14 protein-coding genes, 1 pseudogene and 1 CRISPR repeat array are annotated in these 19,836 nt (G+C 38.1%); of the genes and pseudogenes, 12 read left to right on the forward strand and 3 right to left on the reverse strand.

All coding sequences use genetic code 11. The annotated features are described in order from the left end of the window. The first annotated feature begins 4 nt into the window (after positions 1 to 4). The 6 genes and pseudogenes from cas9 (at position 5) to FTX43_RS06260 (ending at position 7,241) form a co-directional block, all read left to right on the forward strand. The gene (gene cas9 / locus FTX43_RS06235) at positions 5 to 4,027 is read left to right on the forward strand and encodes a type II CRISPR RNA-guided endonuclease Cas9 (protein ID WP_147606870.1); all 4,023 of its coding nucleotides are present in this window, start codon (positions 5 to 7) and stop codon (positions 4,025 to 4,027) included. Next, positions 4,028 to 4,893, forward strand: a pseudogene (gene cas1, locus FTX43_RS06240) (type II CRISPR-associated endonuclease Cas1). Beyond that, a complete protein-coding gene (gene cas2 / locus FTX43_RS06245) occupies positions 4,890 to 5,234 on the forward strand; it encodes a CRISPR-associated endonuclease Cas2 (protein WP_002310648.1) in 345 nt (114 codons plus the stop codon). The pseudogene cas1 and the gene cas2 overlap by 4 nt, the downstream one beginning before the upstream one ends. Continuing rightward, positions 5,224 to 5,886 carry a type II-A CRISPR-associated protein Csn2 gene (gene csn2, locus FTX43_RS06250; RefSeq protein ID WP_025478102.1) on the forward strand — a complete coding sequence of 221 codons (663 nt, stop codon included), beginning with the start codon at positions 5,224 to 5,226 and terminating at the stop codon, positions 5,884 to 5,886. Before cas2 ends, csn2 begins: the two co-directional genes overlap by 11 nt. A gap of 90 nt (positions 5,887 to 5,976) precedes the next feature. Continuing rightward, a CRISPR array of direct repeats spans positions 5,977 to 6,342; the repeat unit is 36 nt; unit sequence GTTTTAGAGCTATGCTGATTTGAATGCTTCCAAAAC. A gap of 171 nt (positions 6,343 to 6,513) precedes the next feature. Continuing rightward, positions 6,514 to 6,879: a DUF1622 domain-containing protein gene (locus FTX43_RS06255; RefSeq protein WP_087063967.1), complete on the forward strand. Its 366-nt coding sequence runs from the start codon at positions 6,514 to 6,516 to the stop codon at positions 6,877 to 6,879. Then, positions 6,876 to 7,241 (forward strand): DUF1622 domain-containing protein, encoded by a 366-nt coding sequence (locus tag FTX43_RS06260; protein WP_002292507.1) that lies wholly within the window; start codon positions 6,876 to 6,878, stop codon positions 7,239 to 7,241. The genes FTX43_RS06255 and FTX43_RS06260 overlap by 4 nt, the downstream gene beginning before the upstream one ends. Before the next feature lie 160 nt (positions 7,242 to 7,401). Here FTX43_RS06260 and FTX43_RS06265 read toward each other — a convergent pair whose 3' ends face one another. Beyond that, a complete protein-coding gene (locus FTX43_RS06265) occupies positions 7,402 to 8,829 on the reverse strand; it encodes a helix-turn-helix domain-containing protein (RefSeq protein WP_147606872.1) in 1,428 nt (475 codons plus the stop codon). Between the two features lie 705 nt (positions 8,830 to 9,534). On the opposite strand from FTX43_RS06265, the gene FTX43_RS06270 reads away from it, so the two are divergent. After that, positions 9,535 to 12,087, forward strand: coding sequence for an HAD-IC family P-type ATPase (locus tag FTX43_RS06270; protein ID WP_002312699.1), 2,553 nt, complete (start codon positions 9,535 to 9,537; stop codon positions 12,085 to 12,087). Between the two features lie 6 nt (positions 12,088 to 12,093). Here FTX43_RS06270 and FTX43_RS06275 read toward each other — a convergent pair whose 3' ends face one another. Next, the gene (locus FTX43_RS06275) at positions 12,094 to 13,533 is read right to left on the reverse strand and encodes a helix-turn-helix domain-containing protein (protein WP_147606874.1); all 1,440 of its coding nucleotides are present in this window, start codon (positions 13,531 to 13,533) and stop codon (positions 12,094 to 12,096) included. Positions 13,534 to 13,676: 143 nt separating this feature from the next. Between FTX43_RS06275 and FTX43_RS06280 the strand changes: the two genes are divergently transcribed. Next, positions 13,677 to 14,039 (forward strand): MmcQ/YjbR family DNA-binding protein, encoded by a 363-nt coding sequence (locus FTX43_RS06280; protein WP_002310656.1) that lies wholly within the window; start codon positions 13,677 to 13,679, stop codon positions 14,037 to 14,039. Positions 14,040 to 14,226: 187 nt separating this feature from the next. Here FTX43_RS06280 and FTX43_RS06285 read toward each other — a convergent pair whose 3' ends face one another. Beyond that, entirely contained in the window at positions 14,227 to 15,084 is an 858-nt protein-coding gene (locus FTX43_RS06285) for a LysR family transcriptional regulator (RefSeq protein WP_002287551.1), read from the reverse strand. Between the two features lie 119 nt (positions 15,085 to 15,203). Between FTX43_RS06285 and FTX43_RS06290 the strand changes: the two genes are divergently transcribed. The 4 genes from FTX43_RS06290 to mdcD all read left to right on the forward strand — a co-directional run bounded on the left by FTX43_RS06290 (position 15,204) and on the right by mdcD (position 19,835). Continuing rightward, positions 15,204 to 16,115 carry an ACP S-malonyltransferase gene (locus FTX43_RS06290; RefSeq protein ID WP_025477154.1) on the forward strand — a complete coding sequence of 304 codons (912 nt, stop codon included), beginning with the start codon at positions 15,204 to 15,206 and terminating at the stop codon, positions 16,113 to 16,115. A 6-nt stretch (positions 16,116 to 16,121) separates the two neighbouring features. Continuing rightward, positions 16,122 to 17,768 (forward strand): malonate decarboxylase subunit alpha, encoded by a 1,647-nt coding sequence (gene mdcA, locus FTX43_RS06295; protein WP_147606876.1) that lies wholly within the window; start codon positions 16,122 to 16,124, stop codon positions 17,766 to 17,768. Between the two features lie 101 nt (positions 17,769 to 17,869). Continuing rightward, positions 17,870 to 18,169 (forward strand): malonate decarboxylase subunit delta, encoded by a 300-nt coding sequence (locus FTX43_RS06300; RefSeq protein WP_002292523.1) that lies wholly within the window; start codon positions 17,870 to 17,872, stop codon positions 18,167 to 18,169. Continuing rightward, complete coding sequence (gene mdcD, locus FTX43_RS06305; RefSeq protein WP_147606878.1) at positions 18,159 to 19,835, forward strand: biotin-independent malonate decarboxylase subunit beta; 1,677 nt, start codon at positions 18,159 to 18,161, stop codon at positions 19,833 to 19,835. Before FTX43_RS06300 ends, mdcD begins: the two co-directional genes overlap by 11 nt. Position 19,836: the final 1 nt, after the last annotated feature.

Here is a 19,836-nt window from a genome sequence, read left to right on the forward strand (position 1 = left end):
GCGCATGAAGAAAGAGTATACGATCGGATTAGATATCGGGACCAATTCCGTCGGGTGGTCCGTATTGACAGATGACTATCGACTGGTTTCCAAAAAGATGAAAGTAGCAGGAAATACAGAAAAGAGTAGCACGAAGAAAAACTTTTGGGGTGTTCGACTTTTTGACGAAGGCCAGACTGCCGAAGCAAGAAGAAGCAAGCGGACTGCGCGCAGGAGGTTAGCGAGACGCAGACAACGAATCCTTGAACTGCAAAAAATATTCGCACCAGAGATTTTAAAAATAGACGAACACTTTTTTGCTCGACTGAATGAAAGTTTTTTAGTCCTAGATGAAAAGAAACAGTCGAGACATCCGGTCTTTGCTACGATCAAGCAAGAAAAAAGCTACCATCAGACTTACCCGACGATCTATCATTTGAGACAAGCGCTAGCTGACTCTTCAGAGAAAGCGGACATCCGTCTCGTTTATTTAGCGATGGCTCATCTCTTGAAATATCGGGGAAATTTTTTGATTGAGGGTGAATTAAATACGGAGAATTCCTCAGTGACAGAGACTTTTTGTCAATTTCTGAGCACATATAACCAGCAATTCAGCGAAGCAGGCGACAAACAAACAGAAAAATTAGACGAAGCGGTCGATTGTTCTTTCGTTTTTACAGAAAAGATGTCGAAAACAAAAAAAGCAGAAACGCTCCTGAAATATTTTCCTCATGAAAAATCCAATGGTTATCTCAGTCAATTTATAAAATTAATGGTAGGGAATCAGGGGAATTTCAAAAATGTATTTGGATTAGAAGAAGAAGCAAAACTGCAATTTTCAAAAGAAACATATGAAGAAGACCTTGAAGAATTGTTAGAGAAAATCGGAGATGATTACATCGATCTTTTTGTCCAAGCGAAAAATGTTTATGATGCTGTCTTGTTATCTGAGATTCTTTCTGACAGCACGAAAAATACACGAGCGAAGCTTTCAGCAGGGATGATCAGACGCTATGACGCACATAAAGAAGACTTGGTCCTTCTGAAACGATTTGTGAAAGAGAATCTGCCGAAGAAATATCGCGCCTTTTTTGGGGATAATTCAGTCAACGGATATGCAGGGTATATCGAAGGGCATGCGACACAAGAAGATTTCTATAAATTTGTCAAAAAAGAACTGACAGGTATCCGAGGCAGCGAGGTGTTCCTGACAAAGATCGAACAAGAGAATTTTTTGAGAAAACAGCGCACATTTGATAACGGTGTGATCCCGCATCAGATCCATTTGACCGAGCTGAGAGCAATTATTGCAAACCAGAAAAAGCATTATCCTTTTTTAAAAGAAGAACAAGAAAAGCTGGAAAGTTTATTGACCTTCAAGATACCGTATTATGTTGGTCCGTTAGCAAAAAAACAGGAAAATAGTCCATTTGCGTGGCTTATCAGAAAATCAGAGGAAAAGATCAAACCTTGGAACTTACCTGAAATAGTGGATATGGAGGGCTCTGCTGTCCGGTTTATCGAACGAATGATCAACACAGATATGTACATGCCACACAACAAGGTATTGCCAAAAAACAGCCTGTTGTATCAGAAATTTTCGATCTATAATGAGTTGACTAAAGTAAGATATCAAGACGAACGTGGTCAGATGAACTATTTTTCCAGCATAGAGAAGAAAGAAATCTTTCATGAATTGTTCGAAAAGAATCGAAAGGTAACCAAAAAAGATTTACAAGAATTCTTGTATTTGAAATACGATATCAAACACGCGGAACTGTCCGGCATCGAAAAAGCATTCAACGCTTCCTATACAACGTACCACGATTTTTTGACCATGAGTGAAAATAAAAGAGAAATGGAACAATGGCTGGAAGATCCTGAATTGGCATCAATGTTTGAAGAAATCATCAAAACGCTGACTGTTTTTGAGGATCGGGAAATGATTAAAACAAGGCTGAGTCATCATGAAGCGACTTTAGGTAAACACATAATCAAGAAACTTACAAAAAAACATTACACTGGTTGGGGTAGATTATCGAAAGAACTGATTCAAGGAATCCGAGACAAACAATCGAACAAAACAATCTTAGACTATTTGATCAATGATGACGATTTTCCTCATCATCGAAATCGTAACTTCATGCAGCTGATCAATGATGATAGTTTATCGTTCAAAAAAGAAATCAAAAAAGCACAAATGATCACAGACACAGAAAATCTGGAAGAAATCGTCAAAGAATTAACAGGCAGTCCGGCTATCAAAAAAGGTATCCTCCAAAGTTTGAAGATTGTAGATGAAATCGTTGGCATCATGGGCTATGAACCAGCAAACATCGTGGTCGAGATGGCCAGAGAAAATCAAACGACGGGCAGAGGACTCAAAAGTTCACGGCCGCGGTTGAAAGCTTTGGAAGAATCACTTAAAGATTTCGGCAGTCAATTGCTGAAAGAGTATCCGACCGATAACAGCTCCCTGCAAAAAGACCGATTATATCTCTATTATTTGCAGAATGGTCGAGATATGTATACAGGTGCGCCTTTAGATATCCATCGATTATCAGATTACGATATCGACCATATTATCCCAAGAAGCTTTACGACCGATAACTCAATCGATAACAAAGTTTTAGTTTCCTCAAAAGAAAATCGTCTGAAAAAAGACGATGTACCAAGTGAGAAAGTCGTGAAAAAAATGCGCAGTTTCTGGTACGACCTTTATTCGTCTAAGCTGATCAGTAAAAGAAAACTTGATAATCTGACAAAAATCAAATTGACGGAAGAAGACAAGGCAGGATTCATCAAACGGCAGTTGGTGGAAACGCGTCAGATTACCAAACACGTAGCCGGTATTTTACATCATCGGTTCAATAAAGCAGAAGACACAAATGAACCGATACGTAAAGTTCGGATCATCACGCTCAAATCTGCACTAGTCAGTCAATTCAGAAACCGTTTCGGGATCTATAAAGTACGTGAGATTAATGAATATCATCACGCACATGATGCATATCTGAACGGTGTGATCGCTCTTGCTCTTTTGAAGAAATATCCGCAACTAGCACCGGAATTCGTTTATGGCGAATATCTGAAGTTCAATGCGCATAAAGCAAACAAAGCGACGGTAAAAAAAGAATTTTATTCGAACATCATGAAATTTTTCGAAAGTGACACACCGGTTTGCGATGAAAATGGCGAGATTTTCTGGGACAAATCAAAAAGTATCGCACAGGTAAAAAAAGTCATCAATCACCACCATATGAATATCGTGAAAAAAACAGAAATTCAAAAAGGAGGCTTCTCAAAGGAAACAGTTGAGCCTAAAAAAGATTCTTCTAAGCTGTTACCTCGGAAAAACAACTGGGATCCAGCTAAATACGGCGGGTTAGGTAGCCCAAACGTTGCTTACACAGTCGCTTTCACTTATGAAAAAGGAAAAGCGCGCAAACGGACAAATGCGCTAGAAGGCATCACAATCATGGAGAGAGAAGCATTTGAACAATCCCCCGTTTTATTTTTGAAAAACAAAGGGTACGAACAGGCAGAAATTGAGATGAAATTGCCTAAGTACGCGCTATTTGAACTAGAAAACGGGCGTAAACGAATGGTCGCAAGCAATAAGGAAGCACAAAAAGCCAATTCATTTCTCTTGCCGGAGCATCTAGTCACACTTCTTTATCATGCAAAACAGTACGATGAGATTTCTCATAAAGAAAGTTTTGATTATGTGAATGAACACCACAAGGAGTTTTCAGAAGTGTTTGCCCGTGTCCTCGAATTTGCAGGGAAATATACCTTGGCAGAGAAAAATATTGAGAAACTGGAAAAAATTTACAAAGAAAACCAAACGGATGATCTAGCTAAACTAGCAAGTTCTTTTGTCAATCTCATGCAGTTCAATGCGATGGGCGCACCGGCTGATTTCAAATTTTTTGATGTGACGATCCCGCGAAAAAGGTACACTAGCTTGACTGAGATCTGGCAGTCAACGATTATTCATCAATCAATCACCGGATTATATGAAACTCGTATCAGGATGGGGAAATAAATGGGATGGCGCACAGTAGTGGTCAACACACATTCAAAATTAGCATACGTAAATAATCATTTGATTTTCAAAAATGCTGAAAAAACCGAACGTCTCCATCTGTCAGAAATTGATGTGCTGTTATTGGAAACCACAGATATCACTATCACAACGATGCTCTTGAAACGATTAGTCGATGAGAAAATACTCGTGTTGTTTTGTGATGACAAGCGACTTCCTGTTGCTAAGCTGTTGCCGTTCTACAGTAGACATGACAGCAGTTTGCAGTTAACGCGACAATTGGCGTGGTCTCCTGAAAAAAAGGGGCAGGTATGGACAGCAATTATTTCCCAGAAAATCCAGAACCAAAGCAATTTCTTGCAAAAGCAATCATTTACTGAAAAAGCAGAATCAATACAAGAATTGCACGAAGGTTTACTTGAATTTGACCCAACGAATCGCGAAGGCCATGCTGCAAGAATCTATTTTCAAACATTGTTCGGCACGAAGTTTACTCGTGAAGAAAACAATGAGATCAATGCAGGATTAGATTACGGATATACACTGTTGTTGAGCATGTTTGCCCGAGAAATCGTCAAAAATGGTTGCATGACACAATTTGGATTGAAACATGCGAATCAATTCAATGATTTTAATTTGGCTAGTGATTTCATGGAACCATTCCGACCGGTCATAGACGAGATTGTTTATCGCTACCGCAACTGCGAATTTCCTGTGATCAAGCGGCGTTTGTTTGATTTATTTACCAATAAATACAGTTATGGAAAAAAGAAATGTTTCTTACCAACATCGTATCGGATTATACGAGTAAAGTAATCAAAGTATTGAATAACGAGACGGAAGGAGTCCCTCAATTTCGGATATGAGTTATCGTTATATGAGAATGATTTTAATGTTTGATATGCCTACTGAAACAGCCGATGAACGAAAAGCATACAGGAAATTCAGAAAATTTTTATTGAGCGAAGGATTCATCATGCATCAGTTTTCCGTGTACAGTAAATTGTTGCTGAATCCTACAGCTAGCCAAGCGATGCTGAAACGATTAAAAAGCAATAACCCTAAAAAAGGATTTGTCACACTACTCACGGTAACGGAAAAACAATTCGCGCGTATGGTTTATTTGAGCGGGGAAAGAGATACAAGTGTGGCTAATTCGGATAAGCGAGTCATTTATCTAGGGGAGGACGAAGATGCTGAATCTTAATTTTCCATTATTGGAACAGCCTCTGTCACTGGAAAAAGCTACATTTTTAATCGTAGAAGATGTCACTGTGTTTGCAAAAATCGTGAAATGGTTCTATCAGTACAGTGAATCCCATGAACTAAAGCTGTTCAACGATAAATACAAAGAATTAAAAGAGTCAGATTTACTGATTATCACAGATGTTTTAGGTTTTGACATCAATTCGGCATCGACTTTAAAATTGATCTACGCAGATTTGGAGCGCCAGCTCAATGAAAAAGTAGAAGTGAAATCAATGATTGATAAACTGACAGCGACAATCAGTGAGCTGATCGGGTACGAGTTGTTGGATCACGAACTCGATTTAGAAGGAGACGAGATCACGGTCTTGGAATTATTCAAAGCATTGGGTATCAAGATCGAGACAAGAAGTGATACTATTTTTGAGAAATTACTTGAGTTGCTTCAGGTTTATAAATACTTGTCTAAGAAAAAATTATTGGTTTTGATCAATGTGTGTTCCTATCTCACGGAAGAAGAAATAAGCGAAGTGCAAAATTATATTTCGTTATATCATATGGAAGTGCTATTTGTAGAGCCGCGTTCGATCAAAGGGATAAAACAATTTGTCTTGGATAAAGACTATTTCTTGAACTTGGAAAACATGGTATAATGGTAAAAAAGAGAAGCGTTCAAAGCTGAAGTTTTGCTATGAACGAGTAGCGTGATTATGAAACATTGACGGAAAAATTTTTTCTGCGAGGTTTTAGAGCTATGCTGATTTGAATGCTTCCAAAACAAAACCCGAAACGATTCATATCAATTTACTGTTTTAGAGCTATGCTGATTTGAATGCTTCCAAAACTTAGGACTATCACGAAGCGGATCGACGTCTGTTTTAGAGCTATGCTGATTTGAATGCTTCCAAAACAGACTTAAGAACTCAAACCCCTCTACAGAAGTTTTAGAGCTATGCTGATTTGAATGCTTCCAAAACATTACCCAAAGGATCAAAATAATTTTTATCGTTTTAGAGCTATGCTGATTTGAATGCTTCCAAAACCTGATTCTGCTTGGATGGTGAGATAAATAAGTTTTAGAGCTATGCTGATTTGAATACTACTCTAGCAAAAACAGCCTTGCACTTATCGAAAGAGGATTAGTGTCAAGGGTGTTTTTCATATGAGTGGACGGAATTATCTGTTTTCTTTTACAATTGATAATAGATACTTTGCTGTATAGTCAGTAGCTGATATAAAAGTATCGGCTCTTAAATGGAAAAAAGATAGGTGGCGACGCAATGTTTAACACACAATTGATCGGTTATTTAGAATGGATCATTGCTATTTTAAATATTTGTTCTATCGGTATCTTAGTTGCTGGGATCGTTCTTGTTCTATTCAAACTTTTTGATTGGTCTCATGTCAAGAAAAACTATGCAGAACGTAATGCTCGTAATGCAGATACAAGAAAACTGTTAGCAAGTTATATTTTGTTAAGCTTGGAAGTACTAGTCGTTGCTGATATCATCGAGTCAGTTATCAAGCCGACTTGGACAGATATTTTGAAGCTTGCACTTATTATTATCATTCGAACAGTCATTTCTTATTTCTTGAATCAGGAAATAGAAGACAAAGAGAAACAAAGAAGAGGAGAGGTAGGATGACGACAGAGTTGATGCAGTTTCTTCTTCCATATTTTGAAAAACTTGTACTGGGACTTGATATTTTTGCTATCTGTTTATTGATTTGGGGAGTCTGTCTGTCGATTAAGGATTTCTTGAAATACTTATTTGTCCATACAGAAGCGAAAAACGACCGAGTCAGCGAGAACAATGCTATTAAAAAGATGTTAGGAGGCTATATACTTCTAAGTTTGGAAATTCTTGTTTCAGCTGGAATCATCGAATCGATTATCAAGCCTACTTTGCAGGATATTTTCCAACTAGCTGCATTGGTAGTTATCCGAACGATCATTTCTTATTTTTTAAATAAAGAAATCGGGCCAGTAGACGTTCCAAATAAGTGAGGTTATGAGCCTGCTGTTTATCGAGAGGTTGTTAAGAAGTGGGCAGATTCAAGGAATGAGAAGAAATTTACGAAAATTTCGGCTTATTTCCGAAGAAGTTACTTTTGGAATATTGTTTACTCAGAATAAGAGGCTGTGACACGATGTTTGTCACAGCCTCTTATTTATTTTGCACAGCTGAAACGATTGCTCGTTCGATCGTATTGATTGAAATAGGAATAATATTCTCATATTGGACTGCATCCGGTGTATATAATGTACGTTCACATAACACTCGGTTCGAGGATTGCTGTGCATACTTCTTTATATCAGATATACTTGCATAAATTGTTGGTGCAACTTGAAAATCAAAAGTAGTTACAGCTTCCAAGGCTTCCCGATAAATCAGATAATGAACATCCGAATTTGTAACGATATAGATAGTCAGACGTTCTTTTGTCAGACGGAGAATTCCACTCAATTCGATGACAAAAGCTCGCATGCAATTAGGATTAAACCGTAGATCATAAGGTAGTCGTTTGGCCCAACTGGAAAAAAGAGTTTGGACTTCTTTATACAAATTTGTCTGTTCCTCATTTAGAAGATAAAATTTTTCTGGCATGAATAATTGATAATTATCCCAAGCCGAACGCATCAGATGAATCAGTGCACGTTCAAATGGCTGATTCCCGAATAATTCTTGATTGAAATGAGTTTCAAAAGTAGCAACTAGTTCTTTTATTTCGGGAGTATTGTCAATAAACACTTGGTGTAGCTGTTGAAAATCTTCCGCAATCAACTGATAAGAATGGCAACCATAATTACAAAGATTGAACAGTGTCAAAATAAAGGCAAATTCTTCTTTTTTATAATAGGTTTGGAAATCAGTGGTTTCCCATGCTGACTCGACATAATTGTAAATAGGACGTTTTTTGATTTCTTCGATAAATGTTGGATCTATTGTCACAGTACATAACTGTTGGCGTAAGAAACTAATAGCAAAACCAATCGATAAGATTTCTTTATTTTCTTTATCATAAAATCTACCGCTATTCTCCGTTACAGATTCAATGAAACGATCCGCACGTTCAAAAAATGATTCAGGTAGCTCCCAGGACTTAAAGCTGCCTAAACGGTAAGCCACATTAAGAAGCAACAGACGTCTTTCCATTTCAGTGAATCGAGGGGAGTAGCGGTCGATTTCGATCCCACAATCATGAAAATAAGCCAATACTTGTTTTTTTAAGGAGTAAGCTTTGCTGACAGAGATGAATTCACACTCAGTTAGTTGGAGATAATCAGGTTCATTTTCTTCCAAATAAAGCAGGCAAGTTTTTAAAAACAACGAATTTTGGGTCAATTGCTGCATGATCTTACATCGAGGTATATGTTCTGAAAAATATAAAGTGTAACAATCCTTTTCCCGATGTGTATAAACAATTTGTTCTTCAAATTCTTTTTTTATGTTATTGATATCATTGAGTAAAGTGGTTTTGCAAACATGTAGAAGATTGGAGAGCTTTTCTAGATTGACTTCTTTATTTACATAGAATTGTCCACATAAAAACAGCTGTCTCAAAATATTCTTCTCAATATATTCTTCAATCATAGTAAAGCCTCCATCTTGTATTTTTTTGCACAATATGGAAAATATTATGACATGTTTTCTTTTTGAAATCATCAGTTAATTTCTGAAAAAGCCTGTAAATTCCGTTAATAAAAGATTTTTATGTTATAAAAATTGAAAAATAAATATTTTCATTAGAAAATAGATTGTGAATTTTTAACAATTAAACGGAATGCAAATACAGTTGATGAATGAATGATAGTCATTTAAGTTATTTGTTCGTTTTTTTTAGACTATCCATTTTAGAAGTCTGATTTATTAAAAAATTGTTCGTTTTTCCACGTGCAATTATCAGAAAAATCCGACTTTATTTATTTTTGTTTGAAATATTCTACGTGAATCTGATGTTATAAAAAAAATTTTCTCATTTTTGGCGCTATAGTGAAGAGGTGTTACAGATAAGCACATGTATCTGCGAGACATTGACAAACGAAATATGGAGGGAAGAAACATAATGGAAAATAGACAACTGGTTATTCTGGCAAATTAGTTGTATTCCCCCTGTTTTCCATCTATTTTTCCCACGAGATAAGTGCCGTTATCCTATAAGAGGCAACAAGCGACAATCTAATATTTATGTTTTTTGCTCGGCAAAACGAATTATTTCAGACATCCCTGAAATAATCGATACGCCTGAAAAATCTTCCTACGTATAATAAAAGTATCAATTAAGTAGGAGGAGATAGGATGAACTGGTACAAATTGACGGTAGAAGATACATTGAAAAACCATCAAACATCAACAGAAGGGTTGTCGCAAGAAGAACGGCAGAAACGCCTGACTGATCAAGGATATAATGAGATAGAAGCAAGACAGCAGACAAAACGATGGAAAAAAATAGCAAAACACTTTACTGATCTGCTGATGATCGTGTTGATCATTGCCTCTTTTTTGAAATTTGCTTCGAGCGAATACATCGAAGGAAGTATTATTTTATTCGTAGTGATCGTCAACGGACTCGTTAGTTATTGGCAAGAAAGAAAAGCAGAAGAATCGTTGAATGGTTTGAAGCAGCTGATGGGACAAGAAGCGATAGTACTATCGAACGGGATGCAAGTAAAAATCCCTGCGAAAGAACTAGTAAAAGGAGATGTCATTGTCTTACGTGCCGGATATGTCGTTCCAGCAGATGTTCGGTTGATCGAAGTACATGATCTACTAGTAGAAGAATCGATTTTGACGGGAGAATCAGAAGCATCTGAAAAAAATCATTCCGTTTTGGCAGCAGAAGAATCAATCGGTGACCAGAAAAATATGGCTTTTTCAGGAACACTTGTACAATCTGGTTCTGCAGTCGGTGTCGTTGTAGAAACAGGAAACACGACAGAAATCGGTAAAATCAATCAAGCACTGCAATCGGTCGAACAACAAACGACGCCTCTAATCAAAAAGATCAACCGATTGAACAAACAAATTTTTCAAGGCATTCTTTGTTTAATCTTGTTCTTAGTTGTTTTTACAACATTCCGCTATGGCATGGATTGGCATATCCTTCTTTCAGCTATGATCGCTTTGGTGGTGTCAATGGTACCCGAAGGATTACCAGCTGTTTTGACCATGATCCTATCCGTTGGAGTACATGAAATGGCAAAAGAAAAGGCGATCATCAAAGGACTTCCTTCGGTAGAAACATTAGGTTCTATGACAGTGATCTGTTCAGATAAGACAGGGACATTGACAAAAAATGAAATGACAGTTGTGGATGTAGCAGCAAAAGAAGAAACTCGCGTACTGTCTATTATGAAAAATTGTCAGGAATTAAAGACGAAAGAAGAACAGAAAATAGAAAATTTAAGTGGCAATCCGACAGAACTTGCACTGATTCGACACACAGAAACAGCCAATCTGCCTTTGAAAAAAATAGAAGCAAAGATTCCGTTCAGCTCTGAATACAAATATATGGCAACGATGCATACGGAGGAAAAAGGAACGGTGATTTACGTCAAAGGTGCGCCAGAAGTATTATTGGCTAAATCAACTCTTTCTTATTCAGAACAAGAAGCATGGGGTCAAACAGCCACAGCGTTTGCGAAAAAAGGTCAGCGTGTTTTAGGATTTGCTTACAAAAAAGTAGATTCGAAACAGGAACTCACGCATGAGTCTTTAACCCAATTAACTTTTGCAGGGATTGCCGGGTTGATTGATCCGCCAAAAGAAAGTGCAGTCAAAGCTGTAAAGGAATGCCAACAAGCAGGGATCTCAGTGAAAATGATTACAGGGGATCACAAAGATACAGCAAAAGCAATCGCGGAACAAATTGGCTTAAAACATACTGCTAAAGTTTTAGAAGGAATCGATTTGGATCTTATGTCTGAAGAAGAGTTGACTCGACAAGTACCAAAAGTCGATGTCTTTGCTCGAACGACACCAGAACACAAACTGCGAATCGTGAAAGCTTTGCAGAAAAATGGAGAAATCGTCGGAATGACCGGAGACGGCGTAAATGATGCACCTGCTTTGAAAAGAGCCGATATAGGAATCGCTATGGGAATCAAAGGTAGTGAAGTAAGCAAACAGGCAGCTGATATGGTTTTAGGAGATGATAATTTCCATACGATTGCAAAAGCCGTAAAAGAAGGTCGGCGCATTTTGGATAACTTGCAAAAGACCATCAATTTCTTCTTACCAACTGCATTAGCTCAAGGATTGATTTTGATTTGGGCGCTGATACTGAATCGCCCGCTACCTTTGTCCCCAGTACAGATTTTATGGGTCAATATGGTAACGACAATCACTTTATCTTATGCATTAGGGTTCGAGTCGCCAGATCCAGAAATCATGAAGCGTCCACCGAGAGATCCAAAGCAAGGAATCCTATCTGGTTATCATTTGTTTCGGATCATCTATGTCGCACTACTGATCATGGTTCCTGCCTATTTATTGGCTATGCAATTTGAAGGGCAAAGCTTACAGCAAACCATTCTTCTGCAAAATATCGTCTTAGCTCAAGCTGTTTACATGATCAATTGCAGAGAGTTGTCCAAGCCGTCACTGAACCAAGGTCTTTTGCAAAACAAATCGCTTTTTCTTTCATTAGGTATCCTTGCTTTATTGCAGGGGATGGTTATTTTTCTGCCAATCGCTCAGCAGCTGATCGGTACAGTAAGTTTAACGATGACACAACAGTTATTGATTGGGGCAAATGTGATTCTTCTATTCTTAGTTGTAGAAATAGAAAAAGGGATCATGAATAAACTGTTTCGCAAAAAAGAAAAAACAGCTAGAGAATTCAGTCGCTAGCCGTTACTATAAAAAAGTTTTGAAAGTGAGTTCAGTCAAACGATTGAGCTCATTTTTCGTTGGAATAGAAGAAATGTATACAATAGGGATATCTAGAGAATCCAACGGGAAATTGGAAATCAAGATATCTGTTTTTTCAAAAGAAATAGTGGAAAGATCGGTTAGTTCGATAGGTAAGAAGCAGACACGTTTTCCCAAGTAATCTTTTAATTCCTGCTGCAAGAACGCCTTCCATGAAGGTTCTCCTTGGAAAATAAAATAGACATTGAACAAATTCGGTTTGATAGAAAAAATCGTTTGTTGGATCAGTAAAGACAAGAGTTGAAGAAAGTAATTTGGTACATTGATTTCCATTTCTTTTTTTAGATCGTTCAGTAAATTCTCTTTCTGCTGATACAAGTGTGCATATTGCTGATCATACGTCTCTAAAAAACGATGGTATTGGCGTTCCAAAGGTTCGATCAGTATTGGCGATTCATGATATTTTAATACGAGGAGAGCCAAGTTATCAGTCAGAGATGTTTTTTTTAGTTGATCAAGAGACAGCTCTGAAGCTAGTTCCTCTACAAACGTTTCGAGGACCTCTAAAAATGGAGAATGATGCAGGCAGCGAGCGATTTCTTGTCCATAGTTATTGTTGTAATTCCAACTTTCCAGAAAGCAGAAAGAAGCAAAAGAAAGCTCAGTGTCTTTAAGGTAAATACCTTCCTTTAAATACAATTTTTTCAATGCAGAGTCATACAGGGAGGAGAGTGTGCTGTTGATATGGATAGAAGAATCTAACCGGCAATTCGCTTTTATACGGATCGTATTGATAAATAACCAACATGTTCCGAAAATCTCTTCTGTTTCAACAGCTAGTTCAGTTTGACTGAGGTTTCTTAAAAATTGAAAATAATGGGATTCATGGATTGAATAATCCTCGAAAAAATAGTTGTTATGAGTGAAAGGAATCAGCAATCGATGATAGAAAGTACGAATCGCACGCTCTTTTCCAAGAATACAAGCTGTATATTTCGTCAAATCGATCTGCAAGTCGTAACTTGCTAAACGCTGATTGATTTTAGTCACATGTCTTTTCAATGTCCCATAAGAAAGCCCATGATCCGCTAGAAAATCAGGGACAGCAACTTTTTTTGTAAAAAGCAGATTTTTCAGCAGTTCGACACTGACTGATTGTTTGAAAAAAATCTCCCAAAGGTCATTTGTTAATAAATTTTGCTGGTTTTGCAAACTGATTCCTGCTTGATCGCTGAAGATGTCCCAGCCTTCGGGCAGATGAGAGCGAATAGATTGAAGGTCAGAAAAAATCGTTCGTTCGGTTGTCCTTATGATTTCAGCTAATTCATTTACGGTTATCTTTGTATGATTCAGCAATTGTTCGACTAAAGAAACATGACGTCGAATATCTTTTTCGGTAATGATTTTTTTCATTAGTGAATACATAAATCAGACTCCCTTCTATTCTAAGAATACGGAGAAAATAAACGGTGGTCAAGTTTCATCTGATCTTTCAACCAGTATTCATTTTTCTATTCTTACGTGGTATGTTTGAATAAAGAGAATCAATAAGAAAGAGATGGAAGCAGATGCTAACGGAAAAAGAACTAATCGATCACATCGATGAAACATACAATTTGTCTCCAGAATATATTTTTAAAAAATTCCCTGATTATTGCGTATTCAGACATCAAAAAAGCAAAAAATGGTTTGGGGTCCTGATGTCTGTTCCAGAAGAAAAAATCTATGATGATGCAAGTGACCATAGGATCATCGATATCCTTGATTTGAAGGTCGATCCTGAACTTGGCGGTATTTTGCGAGGAAAAGAGGGGTATTTTCCAGCCTATCACATGAATAAAGAACATTGGATCTCTGTTGATCTACGTAAAATAGAAAAACTAGATGAACTAGCAGGTTTGATTGATGAAAGTTTCAAATCAACGCAATGAATGTATAGGACAATAGAGAAGAGGTTGTGACAGAAGTGTTTAGCTTCAAGAAATAAGAAGGGATTTACGAAAATAGCTTCTCAAATTTTTGGGAAATTTGGGCTTATTTCTGAAGAAGTTACTTCTGGAACACCGTTTATTCGAAAAAAAGAGCTGCGACAAGAATTTTGTCACAGCTCTTTTCTTTTTATTTTCCTAAATAAAATTCTCGCATCGTTTTTGCAATCATTTTGATCAAAGGATGATCTTCTGTGAAGCTAGAAGATAAATAAATTGTTCGTGTCAAGGGCAAATCTTTGATTTCCCGCAAGACGAAAGGATCATTTTTATCGTAAGACCAAGAAACTTTTGGGAAAAAGCTAACAGCTAAGCCTTGCTTGACAATAGAACGTAATGTCGCAGGATCATCTGTCGTCGAACTGATCGTCAATTCGATACTTTTCGCTTCAAGTGCTGCATCCAGTGTATGACGGAAGGCATTGCTCTTTGACAGCATCAAGATGGGGGTGCGTTGGATATCTTCTAATTGCAGATGTTCTTTTTTCGCAAGAGGATGTTTCTTAGGAATGGCTACATAAACAGGTTCTTTCATGATAGGAATATTGGTCATGCCAGGCTTCATCTCCGAAGTGATGTACAGTACAGGGTCGGTAATATCATCTGGTAAATGATGTTGCATGATCGTTAATTGGATATCAGGATGCTTTTCCATAAAAATTCGGACCAAGTTCGGAATAGAAACAGAGGCTACCTCTAAATACAAAATGACGGAAGTAACGATCTTCTCATTGACCGAAGACAATAATTTGATTCCTTCTTCTAATGTGTCTAATGTTTTGACTGCATATGGATAGAATTCTTCTGCATAAACAGTTGTCTCAATGTTTCTACCGCTATGGTAAAACAAAGGGACTCCTAATTCGTTTTCCAAATGTTTGATCGCACGGCTCAAGGCAGGTTGAGAAATAAATAATTCTTTGGCTGCTTGGGTGACATTTTTTGTTTCGAACACTTTTTTAAAATACTGTAGATGAAGCAATTTCATAATTATCCATCCCATCCATACCTTTTTGTTATGGTTTTTTCTTTTTTTGGCATTTTTTATTATAGCAGAAATTGACTAAGATAGCAGTGGAAAAAGTAAGTGCTAAGGAGGCGAGGCTCATGAGTACAGGTTTCTTATTTCCTGGGCAAGGCAGTCAGAAGTTAGGGATGTTAGCGGATATCCCTGAAATGTACATGGAACGTTTAGAAAATGTGACGGGGTATCGGTTAGTTGATAAAGAAGAAAACTATCAAGATACGGTTTTTATCCAGCTAGCATTACTGACAAAAGCAGTATTTTATTTAGATGAAATGGAAAAAAACGGTATTCAGCCTGATATTGTAGCAGGACATTCGATCGGTGCTTTTTGTGCAGCTGTTGCTTGTCGATCTTTGACATTTGAGAATGCAGCGGAACTAGTCTATCACCGCGCAGTCTTAATGAAAGAAGCTTATCCAAGCGGTTATGCAATGGGCGTAGTAGTAGGTGTGACGAGAAGCGAAGCAGAGGAAATTGTAGCAAAAACATTTGATCCTGACCACCCAGTTTATTTGTCAAATGAAAATTGTCCCATGCAACATACGTTATCTGGGAGTATCGAAGGTTTGTCCGTTACGTTGGCAGAAGCCAAACGGCACCAAGCGCAAACAGCGAAGCTGCTGAAAGTTCCTGTGCCATCTCACTGTCTCTTGATGAATGATACGGTCAAGAAATTCAAGCCGTATATGCAGTCTGTCCATCTATTTGATGCTAGATGTTTGTATATAAAAAATACGGATGGAAGAGCCACTCAGGACGCAGAAGAGATTCGTAAAGATTTGTTGGAAAACCTAGCTTTCCCTGTGCAATGGAACCAAATGATGGACTTGGCAAAAGAATTAGGAATGGATCTGACGATTGAATTTCCCCCCGGCAATACTTTGACAAAGCTGATTCATACAAAATTTGGTGTAGATAAAGGGATCCGTACGATCAATCTAGACCAACATGGTATTGATGACGCCACGTTTCTATATCAAAAATGGAGATGACTAATTATGGAAAAACCAAACCGCAACTGGGCTTCTAAACGCGAAAAAAAAGCGCAGCGATTGGAAAAAATCAGCAACTTGCTCAATGGCAAGTATGTAGAAACTGAAAAAATCGTAGAAGTGATGGAAAAACTGATTGCTCCCGGCGACAAAGTTGTATTAGAAGGCGACAATCAAAAACAAGCAAGTTTTCTTTCAGAAAGTCTTGAAAAAGTCGATGCAGAAAAAGTAAATGATCTGCATTTGATCATGTCTAGTATCTCGCGACCAGAACATTTGAATATTTTTGAAAAAGGAATCGCAAGCAAGATCGATTTCTCTTATGCAGGTGCCCAAAGCTTGCGTGTCGCCCAAATGATTGAAGACGGCACAATGAAATTAGGAGATATCCATACTTATTTGGAACTTTATGGACGCTTATTCATCGATTTGATTCCAAATGTCGTTTTAGTAGCTGCAGATAAAGCAGACAAAGACGGCAACTTGTATACAGGTTTCAATACAGAAGAAACACCAACAATCGTCGAAGCTGCAGCTTTCAAAGATGGTATCGTGATCGTTCAAGTCAATGAAGTCGTTGATAAACTTCCTCGTGTCGATATTCCTGGAGACTGGGTAGATGTTGTTGTAAAAGCAGATCAACCTTATCAATTAGAAGCACTATTTACGCGCGATCCTCAAAACATCACAGAATTGCAAATCCTAATGGCGATGATGGCAATCAAAGGAATCTACGCAGAACACGGCGTACAATCTTTGAATCATGGTATTGGATTCAATACAGCAGCTATCGAATTGTTATTGCCAACTTATGGCGAATCACTAGGGTTGAAAGGGAAAATCGCAAAGAACTGGGTATTGAACCCACATCCAACGATGATTCCAGCTATCGAATCAGGTTGGGTTGAAAGCATCCATAGTTTCGGTGGCGAAGTCGGTATGGAAAAATATATTGCTGCTCGTCCAGATGTATTCTTTGTCGGAAAAGACGGCACGATGCGTAGTAACCGAACATTATCACAAGCTGCAGGACAATATGCCATCGATATGTTTATCGGTTCAACCTTGCAACTAGACTATGAAGGAAATTCTTCGACCGTAACAAAAGGACGTCTATCTGGCTTTGGCGGTGCGCCTAACATGGGACATAATCCTGGCGGTCGTCGTCATTCTACACCAGCATGGCAATCACTTCGCAACAATTATGATCCATTAGGGAAAGGACAAAAATTAGTTGTTCAAATGGTGGAAACATATGGTTCAAATAAAAAACCAGTCTTTGTCGAAGAATTAGATGCACTAGCTGTTCAAAAACAAGCAGGCTTAGCCAATGCACCAGTGATGATCTACAGTGAAGACACCACACATATCGTGACAGAAGAAGGAATTGCTTATTTGTACAAAGCAAAAACAAAAGAAGAACGCCAAGCAGCAATTGCAGCAATCGGCGGTGTTACACCTCTTGGAATGACAAGTACGAAAGAATCACTAGACCGTTTGCGCGATGCCGGCATCGTGAAATTGCCAGAAGATCTAGGCATCAAACGTAGTGAAGCGAAACGTTCATTATTAGCTGCACAAACCATCGATGATTTGATCGAATGGTCAGATGGCCTGTATGAGCCGCCAATGAAATTCAGAACTTGGTCATAAAATTGGCGAGAAAAACCTTTTGTCGCCATTTACCCAGGTGGAAGAAGAAAGACGAATAAGCAGAACGTGTATGCTTTGTTTTACAAAAAGGGGAGAGATCCATGGAACAATTAGCTTATAAATATCCAACGAAACAGCCGATCAATAAGAAAATCCATGTAGGAGTGGTCGGTTCAGGTGATTTGGAAATCTTGATGTTTCCAACAGAAAAAAAAGAATCTACTGTAAAAATCTGTACAGGAAGCGATGGCTTCGGCGAAGTATGGAACAACGTATTAACGAGATTTTTTGATCGTTATCCAATTTCAGCAGATATCGTGATCAATGACTTCGGTGCTACACCAGGAGTTGTGTACCTACGATTGACGCAAGCAATGGAGGAACTTTCAGATGAAAAATAGTTTTGTAGAATTAAACGCCAGAGAACGAGTGAACGCTCTACTTGACAATGGACGTGAATTGATTGATCCATTCGATCAAATCATCGCGCCAAGTTTGCCGGCACAAGGAATCGTCCCTGAAAGTGATGACGGGATTGTTGTCAGCCGTGGCACGATCAATGGCAAACAAGCAGTAGTAATCGCTATGGAAGGAAAATTCCAAGGTGGCGGTATCGGTGAAGTTTCCGGTGCAAAAATCGTTGCTGCACTCGAACATGTATTAGAAGAAAACAAAAAAGGAAATGAAATTTTTCCAGTCATCGTACTAGATACAGGCGGTGTTCGTCTGCAAGAAGCGAACTACGGACTGTTATCTATTTCAGAAATCGGAAATGTAATCATTGCTTTGAAACAATATGTACCAGTCATCGGTTTGATTCCAGGACGTGTAGGATCATTTGGCGGTATGTCGATTACTTCAGCATTGATGAGTTATTTGATCGCAACAAAAAAAGCGAGAATCGGTTTGAATGGTCCAGAAGTTATTGAGCAAGAAGCAGGTGTTCGAGAATTTGATTCTAGTGACAAAGACTTGATTTGGAATACATTAGGATCTCGTCAACGGGTAGAATCAAAAATCATTGATGAACTAGTGACTGATAGTGTAGAAGCAATCAAAACTGCTGTCATCGCAGCAATGGACGAACGAAAAGACACGCATCGCAGTGAAAGCTCAGCATTTTATTTATCATTACTTGATTCTTTGGATCTTTCAAAACCAATGAGCATTGACGATTACAATGAAGCAATTGCTAACCATCAAGCAAAATCAATGGACTTACCAGAAGTAGCAGAAGGAAATGAACCAGCTGCAACAAGTGTTGGTTACGATTGGTTTGCGGCACTAACTGGCATGAAAAATCCAGCTTCTTCTATTAGTACTGTGTATTATGGCAAATCAAGTAAATTCGTAGAAGAAGCCATCGTGACATCGATCGTACCTGATCCTAAAAACCCGATGTACCGTGTACGAAACGGTGAAGTTGGTTTAGTTGAAGGTTTCCGCATGGGACAAATTTTAACTCATGTTTACGAAGAAGATAAAGATAAAAAAGTGAAACGGCCAATCGTCGTTGTGATCGATGTACCAAGCCAAGCATACGGTTATAACGAAGAATTGATCGGTATCCATGTGGCTTTGGCTAATAGTGCTGCTGCTTATGCAAAACTCCGTCAAGCTGGACATCCAGTTATTGGATTGATTGCAGGAAATGCTATTTCAGGTGCGTTTTTAGCACATGGATTACAATCAAGCCGCTTGATTGCTTTAAATAATAAAGAAATCACTGTCCAAGCGATGTCTAAAGAAAGTGCTGCACGTGTGACAAAACGTTCGGTTGCTGAAATCGAAGCAGCTGCTGAAAAAGTTCCAGCTATCGCTTACGATATCAATAATTATACAAAACTAGGAGCAATCTATCATTTCCTAGAAGATATCACCGACCAAGCTGCTTCAGAACAAAATGTCAGCAAAGTCATCGAAGCAATCAATGAAGCCATTCAAGATGTCCGCAATACAAATGATACGATGCTGACAAATCGATACACGAATGAAACAGCCAAAACATTCGGACGTGTCGAAACAAATAAAGTCCGTGCCAAAATGGACGAAGAATGGGATGCATAAA

It is taken from the genome of Enterococcus sp. DA9 (assembly GCF_008000875.1).
Classification (GTDB): domain Bacteria; phylum Bacillota; class Bacilli; order Lactobacillales; family Enterococcaceae; genus Enterococcus_B; species Enterococcus_B lactis.